We start from the raw sequence: 20,961 nt of genomic DNA, 5'->3' as shown, positions 1-20,961 counted from the left end.
GGGCGCCCCGGCCCCTTCCCCCTGACTCGCAGCACCACCCAGAGTAGAAAGCAGGAAACGTCTTGCTGGACGTGAACTTCTTCGACGAGATCCGGATCGGTCTGGCCTCGGTCGACGACATCCGCACCTGGTCGCACGGCGAGGTCAAGAAGCCCGAGACCATCAACTACCGCACCCTGAAGCCGGAGAAGGACGGGCTCTTCTGCGAGAAGATCTTCGGCCCCACCCGCGACTGGGAGTGCTACTGCGGCAAGTACAAGCGGGTCCGCTTCAAGGGCATCATCTGCGAGCGCTGCGGCGTCGAGGTCACCCGCGCCAAGGTGCGTCGTGAGCGGATGGGCCACATCGAGCTGGCCGCCCCCGTCACCCACATCTGGTACTTCAAGGGCGTCCCGAGCCGGCTGGGCTACCTGCTCGACCTGGCTCCCAAGGACCTTGAGAAGGTCATCTACTTCGCGGCGTACATGATCACCTCGGTCGACGAGGAGTCGCGCCACCGCGACCTGCCGTCGCTGCAGGCGCAGATCGACGTCGAGAAGAAGGAGGTCGGCGACAAGCGCGACGCCGACGTCGACACCCGCGCCAAGAAGCTCGAGGCCGACCTGGCCGAGCTCGAGGCCGAGGGTGCCAAGGCCGACGCGCGCCGCAAGGTCCGCGAGTCGGCCGAGCGCGAGATGAACGCCATCCGCCGCCGCGCCGACCAGGCGATCGAGCGCCTCGACCAGGTCTGGGACCGCTTCGCCAACCTCAAGGTCTCCGACCTCGAGGGCGACGAGATGCTGTACCGCGAGCTGCGCGAGCGCTACGGCCTGTACTTCGAGGGCTCGATGGGCGCCGCCGCGATCCAGAAGCGGCTGGAGTCTTTCGACCTCGAGGCCGAGGCGGCCTCGCTGCGCGAGATCATCGCCACCGGCAAGGGCCAGCGGAAGACCCGCGCGCTCAAGCGGCTCAAGGTGGTCTCGGCGTTCCTCACCACCACGAACAGCCCGCTGGGCATGGTGCTCGACGCCGTCCCGGTGATCCCGCCGGACCTGCGTCCGATGGTGCAGCTGGACGGCGGCCGCTTCGCGACCTCCGACCTGAACGACCTGTACCGCCGCGTGATCAACCGCAACAACCGGCTGAAGCGCCTGCTCGACCTCGGCGCGCCCGAGATCATCGTCAACAACGAGAAGCGGATGCTCCAGGAGGCCGTCGACTCGCTGTTCGACAACGGCCGCCGCGGCCGTCCGGTCACCGGGCCGGGCAACCGCCCGCTGAAGTCGCTGTCCGACATGCTCAAGGGCAAGCAGGGCCGGTTCCGCCAGAACCTGCTCGGCAAGCGCGTCGACTACTCGGGCCGCTCGGTCATCGTCGTCGGCCCGCAGCTGAAGCTGCACCAGTGCGGCCTGCCCAAGCAGATGGCGCTCGAGCTGTTCAAGCCCTTCGTCATGAAGCGGCTGGTCGACCTCAACCACGCCCAGAACATCAAGTCCGCCAAGCGGATGGTCGAGCGCGCCGGCGGCAACAACGCCCGGTACGGCCACGTCTGGGACGTGCTCGAGGAGGTCATCACCGAGCACCCGGTGCTGCTGAACCGCGCGCCGACCCTGCACCGCCTGGGCATCCAGGCCTTCGAGCCGCAGCTGGTCGAGGGCAAGGCCGTCCAGATCCACCCGCTCGTCTGCTCGGCGTTCAACGCCGACTTCGACGGCGACCAGATGGCGGTGCACCTGCCGCTGTCGGCGGAGGCGCAGGCCGAGGCCCGCATCCTGATGCTGTCCTCGAACAACATCCTGAAGCCGGCCGACGGCCGTCCGGTGACCATGCCCTCGCAGGACATGATCATCGGCCTGTTCCACCTGACCGGTCACAAGGACGGTGCCCCGGGCGAGGGTCGCGTGTTCGCGTCCGTCGCCGAGGCGATCATGGCCAAGGACGCCGGTGCGCTCGACGTCAACGCCGAGGTCCGCATCCGGCTCGAGGGCGTCGTGCCCCCGGGCGACGTCGAGGTCCCCGAGGGGTGGGAGGTCGGGCAGCCGCTGCTGCTCACCACCACCCTGGGTCGCGCGCTCTTCAACGAGACGCTGCCCGAGGACTTCCCGTACGTGAACACCCAGGTCGACAAGAAGCGGCTCTCGGGCATCGTCAACGCGCTGGCCGAGCGGTACCCGAAGGTGCAGGTGGCGGCGACGCTCGACGCGCTCAAGGACGCCGGCTTCCACTGGGCGACCCGCTCGGGCCTGACCGTCTCCATCTCGGACGTCATCACGCCGGACAGCAAGGCCCGGATCCTCGACGACTACGAGAAGAAGGCCGAGAAGGTCCAGCAGCAGTACGAGATGGGTCTGACCACCGACGAGGAGCGCCGCAGCGAGCTCATCGACATCTGGACCCAGGCCACCAACGACGTCGCCGACGAGCTCGTGAAGAACACGCCGGCCGACAACTCGGTGGCGCGGATGGTCACCTCGGGCGCCTCCGGCAACTGGATGCAGGTCCGCCAGATCGCCGGCATGCGCGGCCTGGTGGCCAACCCGAAGGGCGAGATCATCCCGCGCCCGGTCAAGCACAACTTCCGCGAGGGCTTCTCGGTGCTGGAGTACTTCATCTCCAGCCACGGCGCCCGCAAGGGCCTGGCCGACACCGCGCTGCGCACCGCCAACTCCGGGTACCTCACCCGGCGGCTGGTCGACGTCTCCCAGGACGTCATCGTGCGCGAGGACGACTGCGGCACCGAGCGGGGTCTGACCCTGCCGATCGCGGTCAAGGGCGACGGCGGTCTGCGCCGGCACGAGGACGTGGAGACCAGCGTGTACTCCCGCACCCTCGCGGCCGCGGTGGAGCACGACGGGGCGGTGCTGGCCGACGCCGGCGCCGACGTGGGCGACGTGCTCATCGACGCGCTGGTCACGGCGGGCGTGGAGAGCATCAAGGTGCGCTCCGTGCTCACCTGCGAGTCGCGCGTCGGCACCTGCGCCAAGTGCTACGGCCGCTCGCTGGCCACCGGCAAGCTCGTCGACATCGGCGAGGCGGTGGGCATCATCGCCGCGCAGTCGATCGGCGAGCCGGGCACCCAGCTGACCATGCGCACCTTCCACACCGGTGGTGCGGCCACGGCCGGCGGTGACATCACCCAGGGTCTGCCGCGCGTCCAGGAGCTGTTCGAGGCGCGCACGCCCAAGGGCATGGCGCCGATCGCCGAGGTGGCCGGCCGGGTCACGATCGAGGAGACCGACCGGGCCCGCAAGCTCGTCGTGACCCCCGACGACGGCTCGGACGTCATCGAGCACGCCCTGACCAAGCGGTCGCGGCTGCTGGTCGAGGACGGCCAGTCGGTGGAGGTCGGCCAGCAGCTCGTGGCCGGCGCCGTCGACCCCAAGCAGGTGCTGCGCATCCTCGGCCCGCGCGCGGTGCAGAAGCACCTCGTCGACGAGGTGCAGGAGGTCTACCGCCGCCAGGGCGTGGGCATCCACGACAAGCACATCGAGGTGATCGTCCGGCAGATGCTGCGCCGGGTGACCATCATCGACGCCGGCGAGGCCGGCCTGCTGCCGGGCGAGCTGGTCGAGCGCACCCGGTTCGAGGCCGAGAACCGTCGCGTCGTGGGCGAGGGCGGCCAGCCGGCCGCCGGTCGTCCGGAGCTGATGGGCATCACCAAGGCCTCGCTGGCCACCGACTCGTGGCTCTCGGCGGCCTCCTTCCAGGAGACCACCCGGGTGCTCACCGAGGCGGCGCTCGGCGGCCGCAGCGACTCGCTGCTGGGCCTGAAGGAGAACGTCATCCTGGGCAAGCTCATCCCCGCGGGCACCGGCCTGTCGCGCTACCGCGACGTCAAGGTCGAGCCCACCGAGGAGGCGAAGGCCGCGATGTACGCGATGCCCGGCTACGACGACCTCGACTACGGCTTCGGCGTCGGGTCCGGCCAGGCCGTCCCGCTCGAGGAGTACGACAGCGGCTACCGCTGATCCGCTCCGGTCCCTCCCCAGGGACCACCCGCACCACCCGCGAGGGCCGGTCACCGCTTCGGTGACCGGCCCTCGCGGCGTCCCGGGCGCACCGGCGGGGGTGGGCCCGCGACGGGTCCGCCGCCGGGCCCGCGGGCCCAACCGGGACCGGGACGCCGGCACCAGGATCGCGGGCGTGCGCCAGCAGACCGCGTCGAGCAGGCGCCGCCTCAGAGGGGAAGGCGGCGCCGCGACGCTCGAGTACGTGGCCGTGCTGGTGGCGGTGGCCGTGGTGGTGGGCGTCGTCGGAGCGAGCGTCGCCGCCACCCGGCCGGACGTGGTGCAGGCGGTCGAGTGCACCGTCCGCGGCTTCCTCGAGGGTGACGACGGGTGCGACGACGGCGGCGGCCCGACCACCTACGACGCGACGCCCGCCGCACCACCGCCGGGACAGGGCGACTACGGCAACGCCCAGGGCGGCCGCGGCGAGGTCGACCCGCGCCGGGTCGACGACGCGGTCGGCTCCGTGCGCGACTCGCTCGACGGCGGCTGGGACGGCACCCGCCAGGACGACCTGCGCGACATCTACGACACCCTCGCCGGGCTGAACGGGCCCGAGCTCGACGCCGCGATCGCCGAGCTCTCGGACGACGAGCTGCGCCGGCTCGTCGAGCAGATGGAGGAGGGCTGGTTCGGCGGCGGCTGGAGCCGCGAGGACCGGCGGCTGTTCTGGAACATGCTGGCGGAGAAGGGCAACCGCACCACCCTCGACCGGCTGTCGCGGTACACCGACGAGCTCCGTCCCGACTTCTCGCAGGTCGGTGGCGACTCGGCCCGGGAGGACCCCGAGAGCATCGCGAACCAGTCCGACTGGGGCGAGCTCGACCACGTCCTGTTCGAGCAGGACGGCTCGGAGACCGCGATCCACCCCAACGACGTGTCGCAGGGCGCCCTCGGCGACTGCTGGTTCATCGCGCCGATGATGGCGCTGGCGCAGCAGAACCCGGGGCTGATCGAGCGCGCCATCCGGCCGAACCCGAACGGCTCGTTCACGGTGACGCTCTACCAGGACGGGCAGCCGGTGCAGTACGTCGTCACGCCCGACATGGTGATCGGCCCGGACGGCTCGTCGGCGTTCGTCGACGACCCGCGCCGCGGTGAGCAGACCGAGCTGTGGCCGCTGGTGCTCGAGAAGGCGATGGCGATGCACGCCGGCAGCTACGCCGACATCGAGGGCGACTGGCCCGACCGGGCGCTCGGTGCGCTGACCGGCCAGGAGACCACCAACTACGACGGCGGCGGCGACCTGCCGGGCATCGAGGCGCTGGACCGGTACGTGGCCGACGGCGGCGTGGTCGCGATGAGCAGCCTGTTCGACGCCGACGGCCACGACCGCTACTCCCAGCCGCCGAACGACGGCGGGCTGGTCACCGGCCACGCCTACTACGTGCAGTCGGTCGACCCCGCCGCCGGCACCGTCACCGTGGTGAACCCGTGGGGCATCTCGGACTACCCTCCGATCACGATGTCCTACGAGGAGTTCACCCGTGACTTCAGCCGGTACCACTGGAACCCGGGGGGCTCGTGATGGCGGCGCGCAGGTGGGCCGCGGGCGCGGCGACGGCCCTGGTGCTGGCGCTCGCCGGGTGCGGCGCGGCCGGGGACGGCCCTGACGTGGTGCCGGGCACGGCAGGCGGGCAGCAGGTGCCGTCGGGCACGGTCACGCTGCTCGAGACCCGGCCGCAGACCGTCGGCGGGGCCACCGTGGTGGCCTACAACGTCGTCGAGGGCGAGGCCGGTGTGAGCGTGGCCACCGGCGACGGGCCCGCCGAGGGCGCCACCGTCCGGGTGGGCGACGACGTCGACGTGGCGGGCGAGACCTGGCAGGTGGTCACCATCACCCCCGGCGGCGGGTCCGACGGCGCACCGGGCTCGAAGTCCGGCGAGGTCGTGCTCGCGCCGCAGGGCTGAGCACGGCGCGCACCCCCGGGCGAGCGCGAGGGGCACGTTTTGACGCTCCCTGAGCACGGGAGGTACCTTGGACCGGTTGCCCGGGTCATCCCGGGCCCTCGGCCACGCCCGCTGCACGACTCGGCGGGAGACGCTCGGGCCACCACCGCGACGACGACGGCGCGGCAGTGGGGGAGCGGGGCGACACGCCCGACAGCGGGGTACGCCGGACCCGCACCCAGGACCACGAGTACGACGATCAGGTAGTAGACGAGCAACGGAGACGTAGTGCCTACGATCCAGCAGCTGGTGCGCAAGGGCCGCCAGGACAAGGTCGGCAAGCAGAAGACGCCGGCCCTGAAGGGCAGCCCCCAGCGCCGCGGCGTGTGCACCCGCGTGTACACGACCACCCCCAAGAAGCCGAACTCGGCGCTGCGCAAGGTCGCCCGCGTGCGGCTGTCCAGCGGCATCGAGGTCACCGCGTACATCCCCGGTGTCGGCCACAACCTGCAGGAGCACTCGATCGTGCTCGTGCGCGGCGGCCGGGTGAAGGACCTCCCGGGCGTCCGCTACAAGATCGTCCGCGGTTCGCTCGACACCCAGGGCGTCAAGAACCGCAAGCAGGCTCGCAGCCGCTACGGCGCGAAGAAGGAGAAGAGCTGATGCCCCGCAAGGGACCGGCCCCGAAGCGGCCGCTCGTCGTCGACCCCGTCTACGGCTCGACCATGGTCACCCAGCTGGTGAACAAGGTGCTGCAGGACGGCAAGAAGTCCACCGCCGAGCGCATCGTCTACGGCGCGCTCGAGGGCGCCCGCGAGAAGACCAGCGCCGACCCGGTCGTGACGCTCAAGCGCGCGCTCGACAACGTGCGCCCCGCGCTCGAGGTGAAGAGCCGCCGCGTCGGTGGCGCCACGTACCAGGTGCCGATCGAGGTCAAGCCGGGCCGCGCCAACACGCTGGCCCTGCGCTGGCTCGTCGGCTACGCCCAGGCGCGTCGCGAGAAGACGATGACCGAGCGGCTCATGAACGAGATCCTCGACGCGAGCAACGGCCTCGGTGCCGCGGTGAAGCGCCGCGAGGACACCCACAAGATGGCCGAGTCGAACCGGGCCTTCGCGCACTACCGCTGGTGACCGCGCGGCGCGCGCCCCTCGGGGTCGCGCCGCCCACCGCGGCGATCACACGGGTCCGGCACGGGCCCACCGCTGACAGACACAACCAGGGAAGAGGCTGCCGACCGTGGCACAGGACGTGCTGACCGACCTCAAGAAGGTCCGCAACATCGGCATCATGGCGCACATCGACGCCGGCAAGACCACCACCACCGAGCGGATCCTGTTCTACACCGGGATCAACTACAAGATCGGCGAGGTCCACGACGGCGCCGCCACGATGGACTGGATGGAGCAGGAGCAGGAGCGGGGCATCACCATCACCTCCGCCGCCACCACCTGCTTCTGGGAGGGCACCCAGATCAACCTGATCGACACCCCCGGGCACGTCGACTTCACCGTCGAGGTGGAGCGCAACCTGCGGGTGCTCGACGGCGCCGTCGCCGTCTTCGACGGCAAGGAGGGCGTGGAGCCCCAGTCCGAGACGGTGTGGCGCCAGGCCGACAAGTACGACGTGCCGCGCATCTGCTTCGTCAACAAGATGGACAAGCTCGGCGCCGACTTCTTCTTCACCGTGCGCACCATCGTCGAGCGCCTCGGCGCCAAGCCGCTGGTGCTGCAGATCCCGATCGGCGCCGAGAGCACCTTCACCGGCGTCGTCGACCTGATCTACATGCGCGCCCTCACCTGGCGCGGCGACACCGGCAAGGGCGAGGCGTACGAGATCGAGGAGATCCCGGCCGACCTGCAGGAGCAGGCCGAGGAGTACCGCGCCGCGCTGCTCGAGACCGTCGCCGAGGCCGACGACGCGCTGCTGGAGAAGTACCTCGGCGGCGAGGAGCTCACGCCTGAGGAGATCAAGGCCGGCATCCGCGCCCTGACCATCTCCTCCCAGGTGTACCCGGTGCTGTGCGGCTCGGCGTTCAAGAACAAGGGCGTGCAGCCCATGCTCGACGCCGTCCTCGACTACCTGCCCTCGCCCCTGGACGTCCCCCCGACGACCGGCCACAAGCCGGGCGACGAGGAGGAGGAGGCGACGATCACCCGTCGTCCCGACACCGACGAGCCGTTCGCCGCGCTGGCGTTCAAGATCGCCGTGCACCCGTTCTTCGGCAAGCTCACCTACATCCGGGTCTACTCGGGCCAGGTGGCCTCCGGCGCCCAGGTCGTCAACTCGACCAAGGGCAAGAAGGAGCGCATCGGCAAGATCTTCCAGATGCACTCCAACAAGGAGAACCCGGTCGACGAGGCCCGCGCCGGCCACATCTACGCGGTGATCGGCCTCAAGGACACCACGACCGGCGACACCCTGAGCGACCCGCAGAACCAGGTCGTCCTGGAGTCGATGACCTTCCCGGAGCCGGTCATCTCGGTGGCGATCGAGCCGAAGACCAAGGGCGACCAGGAGAAGCTGGGCGTCGCGATCCAGAAGCTCGCCGAGGAGGACCCGACCTTCCAGGTCGAGCTCGACGAGGAGACCGGCCAGACCATCATCAAGGGGATGGGCGAGCTCCACCTCGACATCCTGGTCGACCGGATGCGCCGCGAGTTCAAGGTCGAGGCCAACGTCGGCAAGCCGCAGGTGGCGTACCGCGAGACGATCCGCCGCGCGGTCGAGAAGGTCGACTACACCCACAAGAAGCAGACCGGTGGGTCCGGCCAGTTCGCGAAGGTCCAGGTCTCCTTCGAGCCCATGGACACCTCCGAGGGCGAGATGTACGCCTTCGAGAACAAGGTCACCGGCGGTCGCATCCCGCGCGAGTACATCCCCAGCGTCGACAAGGGCATCCAGGACGCCCTGCAGCTCGGCGTGCTGGCGGGGTACCCGCTGGTGGGCGTCAAGGCGATCCTGCTCGACGGCGCCTACCACGACGTCGACTCCTCGGAGATGGCGTTCCGGATCGCCGGCTCGCAGGTCCTCAAGGAGGGCGTGCGGCGGGCCGACCCGGCGCTGCTCGAGCCGATCATGGCCGTCGAGGTGCGCACGCCCGAGGACTACATGGGCGACGTCATCGGCGACCTGAACTCCCGCCGCGGCCAGATCCAGGCCATGGAGGACGCCGCCGGCGCGAAGGTGGTGCGAGCCATCGTCCCGCTGTCGGAGATGTTCGGGTACGTGGGCGACCTGCGGTCCAAGACCCAGGGTCGCGCCGTGTACTCCATGCAGTTCGACAGCTACGCCGAGGTCCCGCGCGCGGTGGCCGAGGAGATCATCCAGAAGACCAGGGGTGAGTGAGGGCCCCACCAGGCCCGGGCGAACCCCGTCGTCCTCCACCCGGCAGGACGACTACACTCCCCCCTCGCTGATACCGCCCCGACCGGGGGCGGTCGGCGGACCCGACAAGCTCCAAGGAGGACCCCACCGTGGGTAAGGCGAAGTTCGAGCGGACCAAGCCGCACGTCAACATCGGCACCATCGGTCACGTCGACCACGGCAAGACGACGCTGACGGCCGCCATCAGCAAGGTCCTGCACGACAAGTACCCGGACCTGAACCCCTTCACGCCGTTCGACGAGATCGACAAGGCGCCGGAGGAGAAGCAGCGCGGCATCACGATCAACATCGCGCACGTCGAGTACCAGACCGAGAAGCGTCACTACGCGCACGTCGACGCCCCCGGTCACGCCGACTACATCAAGAACATGATCACCGGTGCGGCGCAGATGGACGGCGCGATCCTGGTGGTCGCGGCGACCGACGGCCCGATGGCGCAGACCCGTGAGCACGTGCTGCTCGCCCGCCAGGTCGGCGTGCCCTACCTGCTCGTCGCGCTGAACAAGTCCGACATGGTCGACGACGAGGAGATCCTGGAGCTCGTCGAGCTCGAGGTCCGCGAGCTGCTGTCGTCCTACGAGTTCCCGGGCGACGACGTCCCCGTGATCCGCGTCTCCGGCCTCAAGGCCCTCGAGGGCGACGCGACCTGGGTGAAGTCGGTCGAGGACCTGCTCGACGCCGTCGACGAGTCCGTCCCGGACCCCGAGCGCGACGTCGACAAGCCCTTCCTCATGCCGATCGAGGACGTCTTCACGATCACCGGCCGCGGCACCGTGGTGACCGGTCGCGTCGAGCGCGGCGTCCTCAACGTCAACGAGGAGGTGGAGATCGTCGGCATCAAGGAGAAGTCGACGAAGACCACCGTCACCGGCGTCGAGATGTTCCGCAAGCTGCTCGACGAGGCCCGCGCGGGCGAGAACGTCGGCCTGCTGCTGCGCGGCACCAAGCGCGAGGACGTCGAGCGCGGCCAGGTCATCGTCAAGCCGGGCTCGATCACCCCGCACACCCAGTTCGAGGCGAACGTCTACATCCTGTCCAAGGACGAGGGTGGCCGGCACAACCCGTTCTACGCGAACTACCGCCCGCAGTTCTACTTCCGCACCACCGACGTCACCGGCGTCATCACGCTGCCCGAGGGCACCGAGATGGTCATGCCCGGCGACAACACCGAGATGACGGTCGACCTCATCCAGCCGATCGCCATGGAGGAGGGCCTGCGCTTCGCCATCCGCGAGGGCGGCCGCACCGTCGGCGCCGGCCGGGTCACCAAGATCCTCAAGTAGTCCCCAGCACGACCGCGGACGAGGGTCCGGGGCTTGTCCCCGGGCCCTCGTCGCGCGCTCGGCCCCACCTGCGAGGACGCAGGCGGCCGATTGGCCAAAGGCGTCACGCCTCTGGCACTATGGACAGGTTGTTCGGCGGGAGCACGTGCTCCGGCGCCGACGTCCGGATCCCTCCGGACCGACCACCCCGACGAGACCAGGCACCAGGTGCCGGCGGCGAGTTCCGTGCCACGCGCGCGACACGCCCGACAGCGGGGGTCGGGGCCGACGGGGGTCCGGGCACCACTAGCAGCGGTACGACGAGAGAGAGTCAGACGACGCCATGGCGGGACAGAAGATCCGCATCCGGCTCAAGTCCTACGACCACGAGGTCATCGACAGCTCGGCGCGCAAGATCGTCGACACGGTGACCCGGGCCGGCGCGACGGTGGTGGGCCCCGTTCCGCTCCCGACGGAGAAGAACGTGTTCTGCGTCATCCGTTCGCCGCACAAGTACAAGGACAGCCGCGAGCACTTCGAGATGCGCACGCACAAGCGTCTCATCGACATCATCGACCCCACGCCGAAGGCCGTCGACTCGCTGATGCGACTCGACCTGCCTGCCGACGTGAACATCGAGATCAAGCTCTGAAGCCGACGAGGGACCACTCGAGATGACTAGCACTGCCACCCGCGAGGTCGCCGGCATCCTCGGCACCAAGCTGGGCATGACCCAGGTCTGGGACGAGGCCGGCCGCCTCGTGCCCGTCACGGTCGTCGAGGCGGGCCCCTGCGTCGTCACGCAGGTCCGCACCGCCGACGTCGACGGCTACAGCGCGGTCCAGATCGCGTTCGGCGCGATCGACCCGCGCAAGGTGAACAAGCCGCTGACCGGCCACTTCGAGAAGGCGGGCGTCACGCCGCGCCGCCACCTCGTCGAGATCCGCACCGCCGACGCCGACGGGTACGCGCTGGGCCAGGAGCTCACCGCCGCCACCTTCGAGACCGGCCAGGTCGTCGACGTGATCGGCACCACCAAGGGCAAGGGCTTCGCCGGTGTGATGAAGCGTCACGGCTTCTCCGGCGTGGGTGCCTCCCACGGTGCGCACCGCAACCACCGCAAGCCGGGCTCGATCGGTGGCTGCGCCACCCCGGGCCGCGTCTTCAAGGGGATGCGCATGGCGGGCCGCATGGGCGGCGAGCGCCAGACCACGCAGAACCTCACGGTGCACGCGGTCGACGCCGACAAGGGCCTGCTGCTCATCAAGGGCGCCGTCCCCGGCCCCCGCGGTGGCGTGGTGCTCGTGCGCACCGCCGCCAAGATCGTGAAGGGAGCCTGAGATGGCGACCAGCATGAAGAAGGACGTCGCGCCCGCCGAGGGCCGCGAGGTCGACGTCGTCGACGCCGAGGGCAAGAAGAGCGGCACCGTCGTGCTGCCGGCCGAGGTGTTCGACGTGCAGACCAACGTGCCGCTGATCCACCAGGTCGTGGTGGCCCAGCTCGCCGCGCGCCGCCAGGGCACCCACGCCACCAAGACCCGCGGCGAGGTCCGCGGTGGTGGCGCCAAGCCCTACAAGCAGAAGGGCACCGGCCGCGCCCGCCAGGGCTCGACCCGCGCCCCGCAGTTCGCCGGCGGTGGCGTCGTGCACGGCCCGCAGCCGCGCGACTACTCCCAGCGCACACCCAAGAAGATGAAGGCGGCCGCGCTGCGCGGTGCCCTCTCCGACCGGGCCCGGCACGGCCGGGTGCACGTGGTCAGCTCGCTGGTCACCGGCGACGCCCCGTCGACCGCGGTCGCCGTGGCCGCGCTGGCGAACCTGTCCAGCCGCAAGCACGTGCTGGTCGTCCTCGAGCGCGAGGACGCCCTCACCTGGAAGAGCCTGCGCAACGCCGAGCGGGTGCACCTGCTGGTCACCGACCAGCTGAACACCTACGACGTGCTGTGCTCCGACGACGTCGTCTTCACCGAGGCGGCCCTGCAGGCCTTCCTCGCCGGCCCGGCGACCGGCAAGTCGGTCAAGGCCGTCGGCACCGAGGACGAGGCCACCGAGGACCAGGCCACCGAGGAGGACGCGAAGTGACCGCGATCCAGAAGGACCCGCGCGACATCCTGCTCGCGCCGGTCGTCTCCGAGAAGAGCTACGGGCTGCTCGACGAGGGCAAGTACACCTTCCTCGTCGACCCCCGGGCGAACAAGACCGAGATCCGGATCGCCGTCGAGAAGGTCTTCGGCGTCAAGGTCGCGTCGGTCAACACCCTCAACCGCGAGGGCAAGACCCGCCGCACCCGGTTCGGGACGGGCAAGCGCAAGAACACCAAGCGCGCGATCGTCACCCTGTCCGAGGGCTCCATCGACATCTTCGGGGGCCCGGTCTCCTGACCGGCCCAGATCTGACTGAGGACTGCACACCATGGGAATCCGCAAGTACAAGCCGACGACCCCGGGCCGTCGTGGCTCGTCGGTCGCCGACTTCGTCGAGGTCACCCGGTCCGAGCCGGAGAAGTCGCTGGTCCGCCCCCTGACGAAGAAGGGCGGCCGCAACAACACCGGCCGGATCACCACCCGTCACCAGGGTGGTGGCCACAAGCGCGCCTACCGCGTGATCGACTTCCGTCGTCACGACAAGGACGGCGTGCCGGCGAAGGTCGCGCACATCGAGTACGACCCCAACCGCACCGCGCGCATCGCGCTGCTGCACTACCTGGACGGCACGAAGCGCTACATCATCGCGCCGACCCGGCTGAAGCAGGGCGACGTCGTCGAGAACGGTCCTGGCGCCGACATCAAGCCGGGCAACAGCCTGCCGCTGCGCAACATCCCCGTCGGCACCGTCGTCCACGCCATCGAGCTGCGGCCCGGTGGCGGCGCGAAGATCGCCCGCTCGGCCGGCACCTCGGTGCAGCTGGTCGCCAAGGAGGGCGGCAACGCGCAGCTGCGCATGCCGTCCGGCGAGATCCGCAACGTCGACGTGCGCTGCCGCGCCACCGTCGGCGAGGTCGGCAACGCCGAGCAGTCGAACATCAACTGGGGCAAGGCCGGCCGCATGCGCTGGAAGGGCAAGCGCCCGACCGTCCGCGGTGTCGCGATGAACCCGATCGACCACCCGCACGGTGGTGGTGAGGGCAAGACCTCCGGTGGTCGCCACCCGGTGAGCCCCTGGGGCCAGCCCGAGGGCCGCACCCGCAAGCCGGGCAAGGCCTCCGACCGTCAGATCGTGCGGCGCCGTCGCACCGGCAAGAAGCGCTAGGAGCCGACAGCATGCCTCGCAGCCTGAAGAAGGGCCCGTTCGTCGACGACCACCTGATGAAGAAGGTGGACGGCCAGAACGAGAAGGGCACCAAGAACGTCATCAAGACCTGGTCCCGGCGCTCGATGATCGTGCCCGAGATGCTCGGCCACACCCTCGCCGTCCACGACGGCCGCAAGCACGTCCCGGTGTTCGTCACCGAGGCGATGGTCGGCCACAAGCTCGGCGAGTTCGCCCCCACCCGCACGTTCCGCGGCCACGAGAAGGACGACCGCAAGGGCCGTCGCCGCTGACCCCCGGGTCAGCCAGCGACGTCCCCACGGTCGGACGAGTACGAGAGAGCAGAAGGTAGGACAAGCGATGGAAGCCAAGGCGCAGGCGCGGTACGTCCGTGTCACGCCCCAGAAGGCCCGACGCGTCGTCGACCTCATCCGTGGCCGCCAGGCGAACGACGCCCTCGCGGTGCTGGCGTTCGCGCCGCAGGCCGCGAGCGAGCCGGTCTACAAGGTGGTCGCCAGCGCGATCGCCAACGCGCGGGTGAAGGCCGAGGGCGCCTCCGAGGCGTTCGACGAGCGTGAGCTGGTCGTGCACACGGCGTTCGTGGACGAGGGCCCGACGATGAAGCGGTTCCGGCCGCGTGCGCAGGGTCGGGCGTTCCGCGTCCGCAAGCGCACCAGCCACATCACCGTGGTCGTCGGCTCGCCCGAGGACGGCGCCAGGGCCACCAAGGCCCCGGTGACCGGCGCGGCGAAGAAGGCGGCGGCCAAGAAGACCGCCGCGAAGAAGACCGCCGCGAAGAAGACGACGCCCGCCAAGACAACGGCTGCGAAGAAGACCGCCGCCGCGAAGGGGAGGAACTCCTAGTGGGACAGAAGGTCAACCCGCACGGGTTCCGGCTCGGCATCACCACCGACCACAAGTCGCGGTGGTTCGCCGACAGCACCAAGGCCGGCCAGCGGTACCGCGACTTCGTCAAGGAGGACGTCGCGATCCGCAAGCTGATGTCCACCGGCATGGAGCGCGCCGGCATCGCCAAGGTCGAGATCGAGCGCACCCGCGACCGCGTCCGCGTCGACATCCACACCGCCCGGCCGGGCATCGTCATCGGCCGCCGCGGCGCGGAGGCCGACCGGCTGCGCGGCGAGCTGGAGAAGCTCACCGGCAAGCAGGTGCAGCTGAACATCCTCGAGGTGAAGAACCCCGAGACCGACGCCCAGCTGGTCGCCCAGGGCATCGCCGAGCAGCTGTCGAGCCGCGTCTCGTTCCGCCGCGCCATGCGCAAGGGCATGCAGTCGTCCCAGCGCGCCGGCGCCAAGGGCATCCGGGTGCAGTGCTCGGGCCGCCTCGGCGGCGCCGAGATGAGCCGCTCGGAGTTCTACCGCGAGGGTCGCGTCCCGCTGCACACCCTGCGCGCGCAGATCGACTACGGCTTCTACGAGGCCCGCACCACCTTCGGCCGCATCGGCGTGAAGGTGTGGATCTACAAGGGCGACATGACCGCCAAGGAGCTCGCGGCCCAGCAGGCGCAGGCCCCGCGCGGTCCGCGCGGCGGCCGGCCCGAGCGGGCCGAGCGCCCGCGCGGCCGTCGTCCCGAGCGCGGCGCCGAGACCGCTCCCGCGGCCACCGAGGCCGCTCCCGCGGCCGCTGCGCCCGAGAGCACCGGACAGGAGGGCTGACGCCGTGCTGGTTCCCCGGCGGCTCAAGCACCGCAAGCAGCACCACCCCAAGCGCAGCGGCGCTGCGAAGGGTGGCACCACGATCGCGTTCGGCGACTACGGCATCCAGGCCCTCGAGCCCGCCTACGTCACCAACCGGCAGATCGAGGCCGCGCGTATCGCGATGACGCGCTACATCAAGCGCGGCGGCAAGGTGTGGATCAACATCTACCCCGACCGCCCGCTGACCAAGAAGCCGGCCGAGACCCGCATGGGTTCCGGCAAGGGCTCCCCGGAGTGGTGGATCGCCAACGTCAAGCCCGGACGCGTGATGTTCGAGCTGTCCGGCGTCCCGGAGGACGTGGCCCGCGAGGCGATGCGCCTGGCGATCCACAAGCTCCCGATGAAGTGCCGCTTCGTGCGGCGCGAGGGTGGTGAAGGGTGATGGCAGTCGGTTCGAAGGACCTGGCGGCCGAGCAGCTGCGCGGCTACGACGCCGAGCGCCTGGTCGAGGAGCTGCGCAAGGCCAAGGAGGAGCTGTTCAACCTCCGCTTCCAGTCGGCCACCGGCCAGCTGGAGAGCCACGGCCGGCTCAAGGCCGTGCGTCGTGACATCGCCCGGATCTACACGATCATGCGCGAGCACGAGCTCGGCATCGGCGTGGCCCCGGCTGCCCCGGCCGTCTCCGAGGAGAAGGCCGCGAAGAAGAGCAAGAAGGAGGCCGCCAAGTGAGCGAGCAGACCACCGACGCGAGCACCGAGGCGCAGGCCGAGGAGCACCGCGGGTACCGCAAGACCCGCCGCGGCACCGTCGTCAGCGACAAGATGGACAAGACCGTCGTCGTCGCCGTCGAGGACCGCGTCAAGCACCCGCTGTACGGCAAGGTGCTGCGTCGCACCAGCAAGGTGAAGGCGCACGACGAGCAGAACGAGTGCGGCGTCGGCGACACCGTCCGGATCATGGAGACCCGGCCGCTGTCCGCCACCAAGCGCTGGCGCGTCGTGCAGATCGTCGAGAAGGCCAAGTAAGGCCCGCAGGCCGTCCCATCGGTTCCGCCAGGCTCGTCCGCCGTGACGGTGGAGCGAGAACCAGCGCGACAACAGGAGTGATGAAGTGATCCAGCAGGAGTCGCGGCTCAAGGTCGCCGACAACACGGGTGCCAAGGAGATCCTCTGCATCCGCGTGCTCGGCGGCTCCGGCCGCCGTTACGCCGGCATCGGCGACGTCATCGTGGGCACCGTCAAGGACGCCATCCCCGGTGGCAACGTGAAGAAGGGCGACGTGGTCAAGGCCGTCGTCGTGCGCACCAAGAAGGAGCGCCGTCGTCCCGACGGCTCCTACATCCGCTTCGACGAGAACGCGGCCGTCATCCTGCGTCCCGACGGCGACCCGCGTGGCACCCGCATCTTCGGCCCGGTCGGCCGCGAGCTGCGCGACAAGCGGTTCATGAAGATCATCTCGCTGGCCCCGGAGGTGCTCTGAGATGGCGAAGCTGAAGATCAAGAAGGGCGACACCGTGCAGGTCATCACGGGCGCCACCCCCGAGCGGGGCGGCGACCGCGGCAAGACCGGCCGCGTCATCCAGGTGTTCCCCGACACGAACCGGGTCCTCGTCGAGGGCGTCAACCGGATCAAGAAGCACGTCAAGGTCGGCAGCACCGGCCGCGGCGCGAAGACCGGTGGCATCGAGACGCACGAGGCGCCCCTCCACATCAGCAACGTGATGCTGGTCGACCCGAGCAGCAAGAAGCCGACCCGGGTCGGTTCCCGCACCGAGACGGTCGAGCGTGACGGTCGCGAGCGCACCGTCCGGGTCCGCGTGGCCCGCCGCTCCGGTAAGGACATCTGATGAGCGACACCACCATCGAGCGCACGCAGGGCACGGGCAGCAGCCCGCGTCTGCGCACCCGCTACCGCGACGAGGTCGCGCCGGCGATGCGCGAGGAGTTCTCGTACGCCAACGTGATGCAGATCCCCGGCCTGGTGAAGGTCGTGGTGAACATGGGCGTCGGCGACGCCGCCCGTGACTCCAAGCTGATCGAGGGCGCCATCAAGGACCTCACCGCGATCACCGGCCAGAAGCCGCAGGTCACCAAGGCCCGCAAGTCGATCGCGCAGTTCAAGCTGCGCGAGGGCATGCCGATCGGCGCGCACACCACGCTGCGCGGCGACCGGATGTGGGAGTTCCTGGACCGGCTGCTGTCGATCGCGCTGCCCCGCATCCGCGACTTCCGCGGCCTGTCGCCGAAGCAGTTCGACGGCAACGGCAACTACACGTTCGGCCTGTCCGAGCAGTCGATGTTCCACGAGATCGACCAGGACCGCATCGACCGCGTGCGCGGCATGGACATCACGGTCGTGACGACCGCGACCACCGACGACGAGGGCCGGGCGCTGCTCAAGCGGCTGGGCTTCCCCTTCAAGGAGAACTGATGGCCAAGACGGCGCTGATCAACAAGGCCGCGCGCAAGCCCAAGTTCGCGGTCCGCGCGTACACCCGGTGCCAGAAGTGCGGTCGCCCGCACTCGGTGTACCGCAAGTTCGGGCTGTGCCGCGTCTGCCTGCGCGAGATGGCGCACGCGGGCGAGCTCCCCGGCGTGACCAAGAGCAGCTGGTGAGCCTGGCCGTCCGGCCAGTGCCCACCGCACCAGACCACCGAAGCGACAACCTGACGCCGCAGGTCCTCCGGCCGGGCCCCACGGGGCCGGTCCGGGGAAACCACGGCGAGGAAGGGCACAGAGCCCGATGACGATGACCGACCCCATCGCGGACATGCTCACCCGTCTGCGGAACGCCAACTCGGCGTACCACGACGAGGTGGCCATGCCGTACAGCAAGCTGAAGTCGCGGATCGCCGAGATCCTCCAGGCCGAGGGCTACATCGCCGGCTGGAAGGTCGAGGACGCCGAGGTCGGCAAGACGCTGACCATCGACCTGAAGTTCGGCCCGAACCGGGAGCGCTCGATCTCGGGCGTGCGCCGGGTCTCGAAGCCGGGCCTGCGGGTCTACGCGAAGTCCACGAACCTGCCCCGCGTGCTCGGTGGCCTGGGCGTGGCGATCCTGTCGACGTCGTCCGGTCTGCTCACCGACAAGCAGGCCGCCAAGCAGGGTGTGGGCGGGGAAGTCCTCGCCTACGTCTGGTAACCGGAGGAGGTAGCAGCATGAGCCGCATCGGCAAGCAGCCCGTGCCGGTCCCGTCCGGTGTCGAGGTGAGCATCGAGGGCCGCCAGGTGCAGGTCAAGGGTCCCAAGGGCACCCTGATCCACACCGTGGCCGACCCCATCCAGGTCGCGAAGGGCGAGGACGGCTCGCTCGAGGTGACCCGTCCGAACGACGACGGCAAGGCCCCGGCGCTGCACGGCACCACCCGCACGGTGATCGCCAACATGGTCACGGGTGTCACCGAGGGCTTCGAGAAGAAGCTGGAGATCGTCGGCACCGGGTACCGCGTGGTGGCCAAGGGCTCGAACCTGGAGTTCGCGCTCGGCTACAGCCACCCCGTCACCGTGAGCGCCCCCGAGGGCATCACGTTCGCGGTGGAGGGCCCCACCCGCCTCTCGGTGCAGGGCATCGACAAGCAGCAGGTGGGCGAGGTCGCCGCCGGCATCCGCAAGCTCCGCAAGCCCGACCCGTACAAGGGCAAGGGCGTGCGCTACGCCGGCGAGCAGATCCGCCGCAAGGTCGGGAAGGCTGGTAAGTGATGGCACTCGGAGTCAAGGGCAAGGGCTCGACCAAGTCGCGCCAGCGCCGTCACCTGCGGCTGCGCAAGAAGGTCGCCGGCACCACCGTGCGTCCGCGCCTGGTCGTCAACCGCTCCACGCGGCACCTGTTCGTCCAGGTCGTCGACGACACCGTGGGCCGCACCCTGGCCAGCGCGTCGACCATGGAGGCCGACCTGCGCTCGCTGGACGGCGACAAGACCGCCAAGGCCAAGAAGGTCGGCGAGCTCGTCGGCGAGCGGGCCAAGGCCGCCGGCATCGACACCGTGGTCTTCGACCGCGGTGGCAACCGCTACCACGGCCGCGTGGCCGCCGTCGCCGAGGGTGCCCGCGAGGCCGGGCTCACCCTCTGACGAGCCGACCGACCACACGAGAAGGACAGGAAACCAACATGCCTGGACCCCAGCGCCGAGGCGCGGGTGCCGCGACCGGCACCGGTGGCAACGACCGCGACAACCGTCGCGGCGGGCGCGACCGCGACAACCGGCGCGGTGGCGACGCCGCCGACCGCAACCAGTACGTCGAGCGGGTCGTGACCATCAACCGCGTGGCCAAGGTCGTCAAGGGCGGCCGCCGCTTCAGCTTCACCGCGCTCGTCGTGGTGGGTGACGGCGACGGCACCGTCGGCGTCGGCTACGGCAAGGCCAAGGAGGTGCCCGCGGCGATCGCCAAGGGTGTGGAGGAGGCGAAGAAGAACTTCTTCAAGGTCCCCCGCATCCAGGGCACCATCCCCCACCCCATCCAGGGTGAGGCCGCCGCCGGTGTCGTCATGCTCAAGCCCGCCTCGCCCGGTACCGGCGTCATCGCCGGTGGCCCGGTGCGCGCCGTGCTCGAGTGCGCCGGCATCCACGACGTGCTCAGCAAGTCGCTGGGCTCGAGCAACGCCATCAACATCGTGCACGCCACGGTGGCGGCCCTGAAGGGCCTCGAGCGTCCGGAGGCCGTGGCCGCCCGTCGTGGCCTGCCGCTCGAGGACGTCGCCCCCGCCGCGCTGCTGCGCGCCCGGGCAGGTGCGTGATGGCGCGGCTCAAGGTGACCCAGACCCGCTCGGAGATCGGCGGGAAGCAGAACCAGCGCGACACGCTGCGCAGCCTCGGGCTGAAGCGCATCGGTGACGTGGTGGTCAAGGAGGACCGTCCCGAGATCCGCGGGATGGTCCAGACGGTCCGTCACCTCGTGACCGTCGAGGAGGTCGACTGATCATGGCGAAGAAGAAGGAGGCGGCCGAGGCCGCCGCGACCGAGGGCCACGCGCTCAAGGTCCACCACCTGCGCCCCGCCCCCGGCGCCAAGACCGCGCGCACCCGCGTGGGTCGCGGTGAGGGCTCCAAGGGCAAGAGCGCCGGCCGCGGTACCAAGGGCACCAAGTCCCGGTACCAGGTGCCGGCCGGGTTCGAGGGTGGCCAGACCCCCCTGCACATGCGGCTGCCGAAGCTGCGCGGGTTCAAGAACCCGTTCCGCACCGAGTACCAGGTCGTGAACCTGGACCGGCTCGGCGAGCTGTTCCCCGAGGGCGGCGCGGTCACCGTCGCCGACCTCGTGGCGAAGGGCGCCGTCCGCAAGGGCGAGAAGGTCAAGGTGCTCGGCACCGGCGACATCTCGGTCAAGGTCGACGTCACCGTCGACAAGGCCTCGTCCTCCGCCAAGGAGAAGATCGAGGCCGCGGGCGGGTCCGTCACCACCGCCTGACGGTCCACCCCGCGTGGACCCGCTGCGTGCCGCGGCCCGGCCCGCTCCCTCGTCCGGCCTCGTGAGAGGTCGGGGGGAGCGGCCCGGGCCGCCGCCGCGTCAGCGGTCGGTCGCGGCGGGGTAAG

General features: G+C 70.3%; 27 protein-coding genes and 1 pseudogene. All 28 read left to right on the top strand.

Translation table 11 applies throughout. The features are described from left to right. The first annotated feature begins 62 nt into the window (after positions 1–62). Positions 63–3,947, top strand: coding sequence for a DNA-directed RNA polymerase subunit beta' (locus ACYVKY_RS16755; protein WP_460436118.1), 3,885 nt, complete (start codon positions 63–65; stop codon positions 3,945–3,947). A 175-nt stretch (positions 3,948–4,122) separates the two neighbouring features. Further along, positions 4,123–5,514, top strand: a complete 1,392-nt coding sequence (locus tag ACYVKY_RS16750; RefSeq protein WP_460436117.1) for a calpain family cysteine peptidase — start codon at positions 4,123–4,125, stop codon at positions 5,512–5,514. Beyond that, positions 5,514–5,897: a DUF6406 domain-containing protein gene (locus tag ACYVKY_RS16745; protein WP_460436116.1), complete on the top strand. Its 384-nt coding sequence runs from the start codon at positions 5,514–5,516 to the stop codon at positions 5,895–5,897. The genes ACYVKY_RS16750 and ACYVKY_RS16745 overlap by 1 nt, the downstream gene beginning before the upstream one ends. 267 nt (positions 5,898–6,164) lie before the next feature. Continuing rightward, on the top strand, positions 6,165–6,539 hold the full coding sequence (rpsL, locus tag ACYVKY_RS16740; RefSeq protein ID WP_460436115.1) for a 30S ribosomal protein S12: 375 nt from the start codon (positions 6,165–6,167) through the stop codon (positions 6,537–6,539). Further along, entirely contained in the window at positions 6,539–7,009 is a 471-nt protein-coding gene (rpsG, locus tag ACYVKY_RS16735) for a 30S ribosomal protein S7 (protein ID WP_460436114.1), read from the top strand. The genes rpsL and rpsG overlap by 1 nt, the downstream gene beginning before the upstream one ends. A 106-nt stretch (positions 7,010–7,115) precedes the next feature. Continuing rightward, entirely contained in the window at positions 7,116–9,224 is a 2,109-nt protein-coding gene (fusA, locus tag ACYVKY_RS16730; protein WP_460436113.1) for an elongation factor G, read from the top strand. A gap of 128 nt (positions 9,225–9,352) precedes the next feature. Further along, positions 9,353–10,546: an elongation factor Tu gene (tuf, locus tag ACYVKY_RS16725; RefSeq protein WP_460436112.1), complete on the top strand. Its 1,194-nt coding sequence runs from the start codon at positions 9,353–9,355 to the stop codon at positions 10,544–10,546. A gap of 322 nt (positions 10,547–10,868) precedes the next feature. Further along, a complete protein-coding gene (gene rpsJ, locus ACYVKY_RS16720) occupies positions 10,869–11,177 on the top strand; it encodes a 30S ribosomal protein S10 (protein ID WP_012867945.1) in 309 nt (102 codons plus the stop codon). 22 nt (positions 11,178–11,199) lie between these two features. Further along, positions 11,200–11,865 carry a large ribosomal subunit protein uL3 gene (gene rplC, locus ACYVKY_RS16715; RefSeq protein WP_460436111.1) on the top strand — a complete coding sequence of 222 codons (666 nt, stop codon included), beginning with the start codon at positions 11,200–11,202 and terminating at the stop codon, positions 11,863–11,865. A 1-nt stretch (position 11,866) separates the two neighbouring features. Then, positions 11,867–12,607: a 50S ribosomal protein L4 gene (gene rplD, locus ACYVKY_RS16710; protein ID WP_460436110.1), complete on the top strand. Its 741-nt coding sequence runs from the start codon at positions 11,867–11,869 to the stop codon at positions 12,605–12,607. Next, complete coding sequence (gene rplW / locus ACYVKY_RS16705; RefSeq protein ID WP_460436109.1) at positions 12,604–12,906, top strand: uL23 family ribosomal protein; 303 nt, start codon at positions 12,604–12,606, stop codon at positions 12,904–12,906. The genes rplD and rplW overlap by 4 nt, the downstream gene beginning before the upstream one ends. Positions 12,907–12,937: 31 nt before the next feature. Beyond that, positions 12,938–13,774 carry a large ribosomal subunit protein uL2 gene (rplB, locus tag ACYVKY_RS16700; protein ID WP_460436108.1) on the top strand — a complete coding sequence of 279 codons (837 nt, stop codon included), beginning with the start codon at positions 12,938–12,940 and terminating at the stop codon, positions 13,772–13,774. Positions 13,775–13,785: 11 nt separating this feature from the next. Then, on the top strand, positions 13,786–14,067 hold the full coding sequence (gene rpsS, locus ACYVKY_RS16695) for a 30S ribosomal protein S19 (RefSeq protein WP_460436107.1): 282 nt from the start codon (positions 13,786–13,788) through the stop codon (positions 14,065–14,067). 67 nt (positions 14,068–14,134) lie between these two features. Continuing rightward, positions 14,135–14,482 (top strand): annotated as a pseudogene (gene rplV / locus ACYVKY_RS16690) (50S ribosomal protein L22); the annotation flags it as partial. Positions 14,483–14,637: 155 nt separating this feature from the next. Continuing rightward, the gene (rpsC, locus tag ACYVKY_RS16685; protein WP_460436106.1) at positions 14,638–15,450 is read left to right on the top strand and encodes a small ribosomal subunit protein uS3; all 813 of its coding nucleotides are present in this window, start codon (positions 14,638–14,640) and stop codon (positions 15,448–15,450) included. A gap of 4 nt (positions 15,451–15,454) precedes the next feature. Next, on the top strand, positions 15,455–15,874 hold the full coding sequence (gene rplP / locus ACYVKY_RS16680) for a large ribosomal subunit protein uL16 (RefSeq protein WP_460436105.1): 420 nt from the start codon (positions 15,455–15,457) through the stop codon (positions 15,872–15,874). Continuing rightward, positions 15,874–16,161, top strand: a complete 288-nt coding sequence (gene rpmC, locus ACYVKY_RS16675; RefSeq protein ID WP_460436124.1) for a 50S ribosomal protein L29 — start codon at positions 15,874–15,876, stop codon at positions 16,159–16,161. The genes rplP and rpmC overlap by 1 nt, the downstream gene beginning before the upstream one ends. After that, complete coding sequence (gene rpsQ / locus ACYVKY_RS16670; RefSeq protein WP_460436104.1) at positions 16,158–16,457, top strand: small ribosomal subunit protein uS17; 300 nt, start codon at positions 16,158–16,160, stop codon at positions 16,455–16,457. The genes rpmC and rpsQ overlap by 4 nt, the downstream gene beginning before the upstream one ends. Positions 16,458–16,542: 85 nt before the next feature. After that, positions 16,543–16,911, top strand: a complete 369-nt coding sequence (gene rplN / locus ACYVKY_RS16665; RefSeq protein WP_460436103.1) for a large ribosomal subunit protein uL14 — start codon at positions 16,543–16,545, stop codon at positions 16,909–16,911. A gap of 1 nt (position 16,912) precedes the next feature. Then, positions 16,913–17,278 carry a 50S ribosomal protein L24 gene (rplX, locus tag ACYVKY_RS16660; protein ID WP_460436102.1) on the top strand — a complete coding sequence of 122 codons (366 nt, stop codon included), beginning with the start codon at positions 16,913–16,915 and terminating at the stop codon, positions 17,276–17,278. Further along, the gene (gene rplE, locus ACYVKY_RS16655) at positions 17,278–17,862 is read left to right on the top strand and encodes a large ribosomal subunit protein uL5 (RefSeq protein ID WP_460436101.1); all 585 of its coding nucleotides are present in this window, start codon (positions 17,278–17,280) and stop codon (positions 17,860–17,862) included. Before rplX ends, rplE begins: the two co-directional genes overlap by 1 nt. Next, positions 17,862–18,047 carry a 30S ribosomal protein S14 gene (locus ACYVKY_RS16650; RefSeq protein ID WP_460436100.1) on the top strand — a complete coding sequence of 62 codons (186 nt, stop codon included), beginning with the start codon at positions 17,862–17,864 and terminating at the stop codon, positions 18,045–18,047. Before rplE ends, ACYVKY_RS16650 begins: the two co-directional genes overlap by 1 nt. Positions 18,048–18,174: 127 nt before the next feature. After that, a complete protein-coding gene (gene rpsH, locus ACYVKY_RS16645) occupies positions 18,175–18,573 on the top strand; it encodes a 30S ribosomal protein S8 (RefSeq protein WP_460436099.1) in 399 nt (132 codons plus the stop codon). 17 nt (positions 18,574–18,590) lie between these two features. Next, entirely contained in the window at positions 18,591–19,130 is a 540-nt protein-coding gene (gene rplF, locus ACYVKY_RS16640; RefSeq protein ID WP_460436098.1) for a 50S ribosomal protein L6, read from the top strand. Then, positions 19,130–19,501, top strand: a complete 372-nt coding sequence (gene rplR, locus ACYVKY_RS16635; protein WP_460436123.1) for a 50S ribosomal protein L18 — start codon at positions 19,130–19,132, stop codon at positions 19,499–19,501. Before rplF ends, rplR begins: the two co-directional genes overlap by 1 nt. Before the next feature lie 38 nt (positions 19,502–19,539). Then, positions 19,540–20,166: a 30S ribosomal protein S5 gene (rpsE, locus tag ACYVKY_RS16630; RefSeq protein WP_460436097.1), complete on the top strand. Its 627-nt coding sequence runs from the start codon at positions 19,540–19,542 to the stop codon at positions 20,164–20,166. Then, the gene (gene rpmD, locus ACYVKY_RS16625) at positions 20,166–20,348 is read left to right on the top strand and encodes a 50S ribosomal protein L30 (protein ID WP_007924709.1); all 183 of its coding nucleotides are present in this window, start codon (positions 20,166–20,168) and stop codon (positions 20,346–20,348) included. Before rpsE ends, rpmD begins: the two co-directional genes overlap by 1 nt. Positions 20,349–20,350: 2 nt before the next feature. Further along, the gene (rplO, locus tag ACYVKY_RS16620) at positions 20,351–20,836 is read left to right on the top strand and encodes a large ribosomal subunit protein uL15 (RefSeq protein WP_460436096.1); all 486 of its coding nucleotides are present in this window, start codon (positions 20,351–20,353) and stop codon (positions 20,834–20,836) included. The last annotated feature ends 125 nt before the right edge of the window (positions 20,837–20,961 follow it).

The sequence above is a fragment of the Angustibacter speluncae genome (assembly GCF_054777815.1).
The sequence above is the reverse complement of the archived record's forward strand: the minus strand, read 5'-3'. Positions and strand labels throughout refer to the sequence as shown.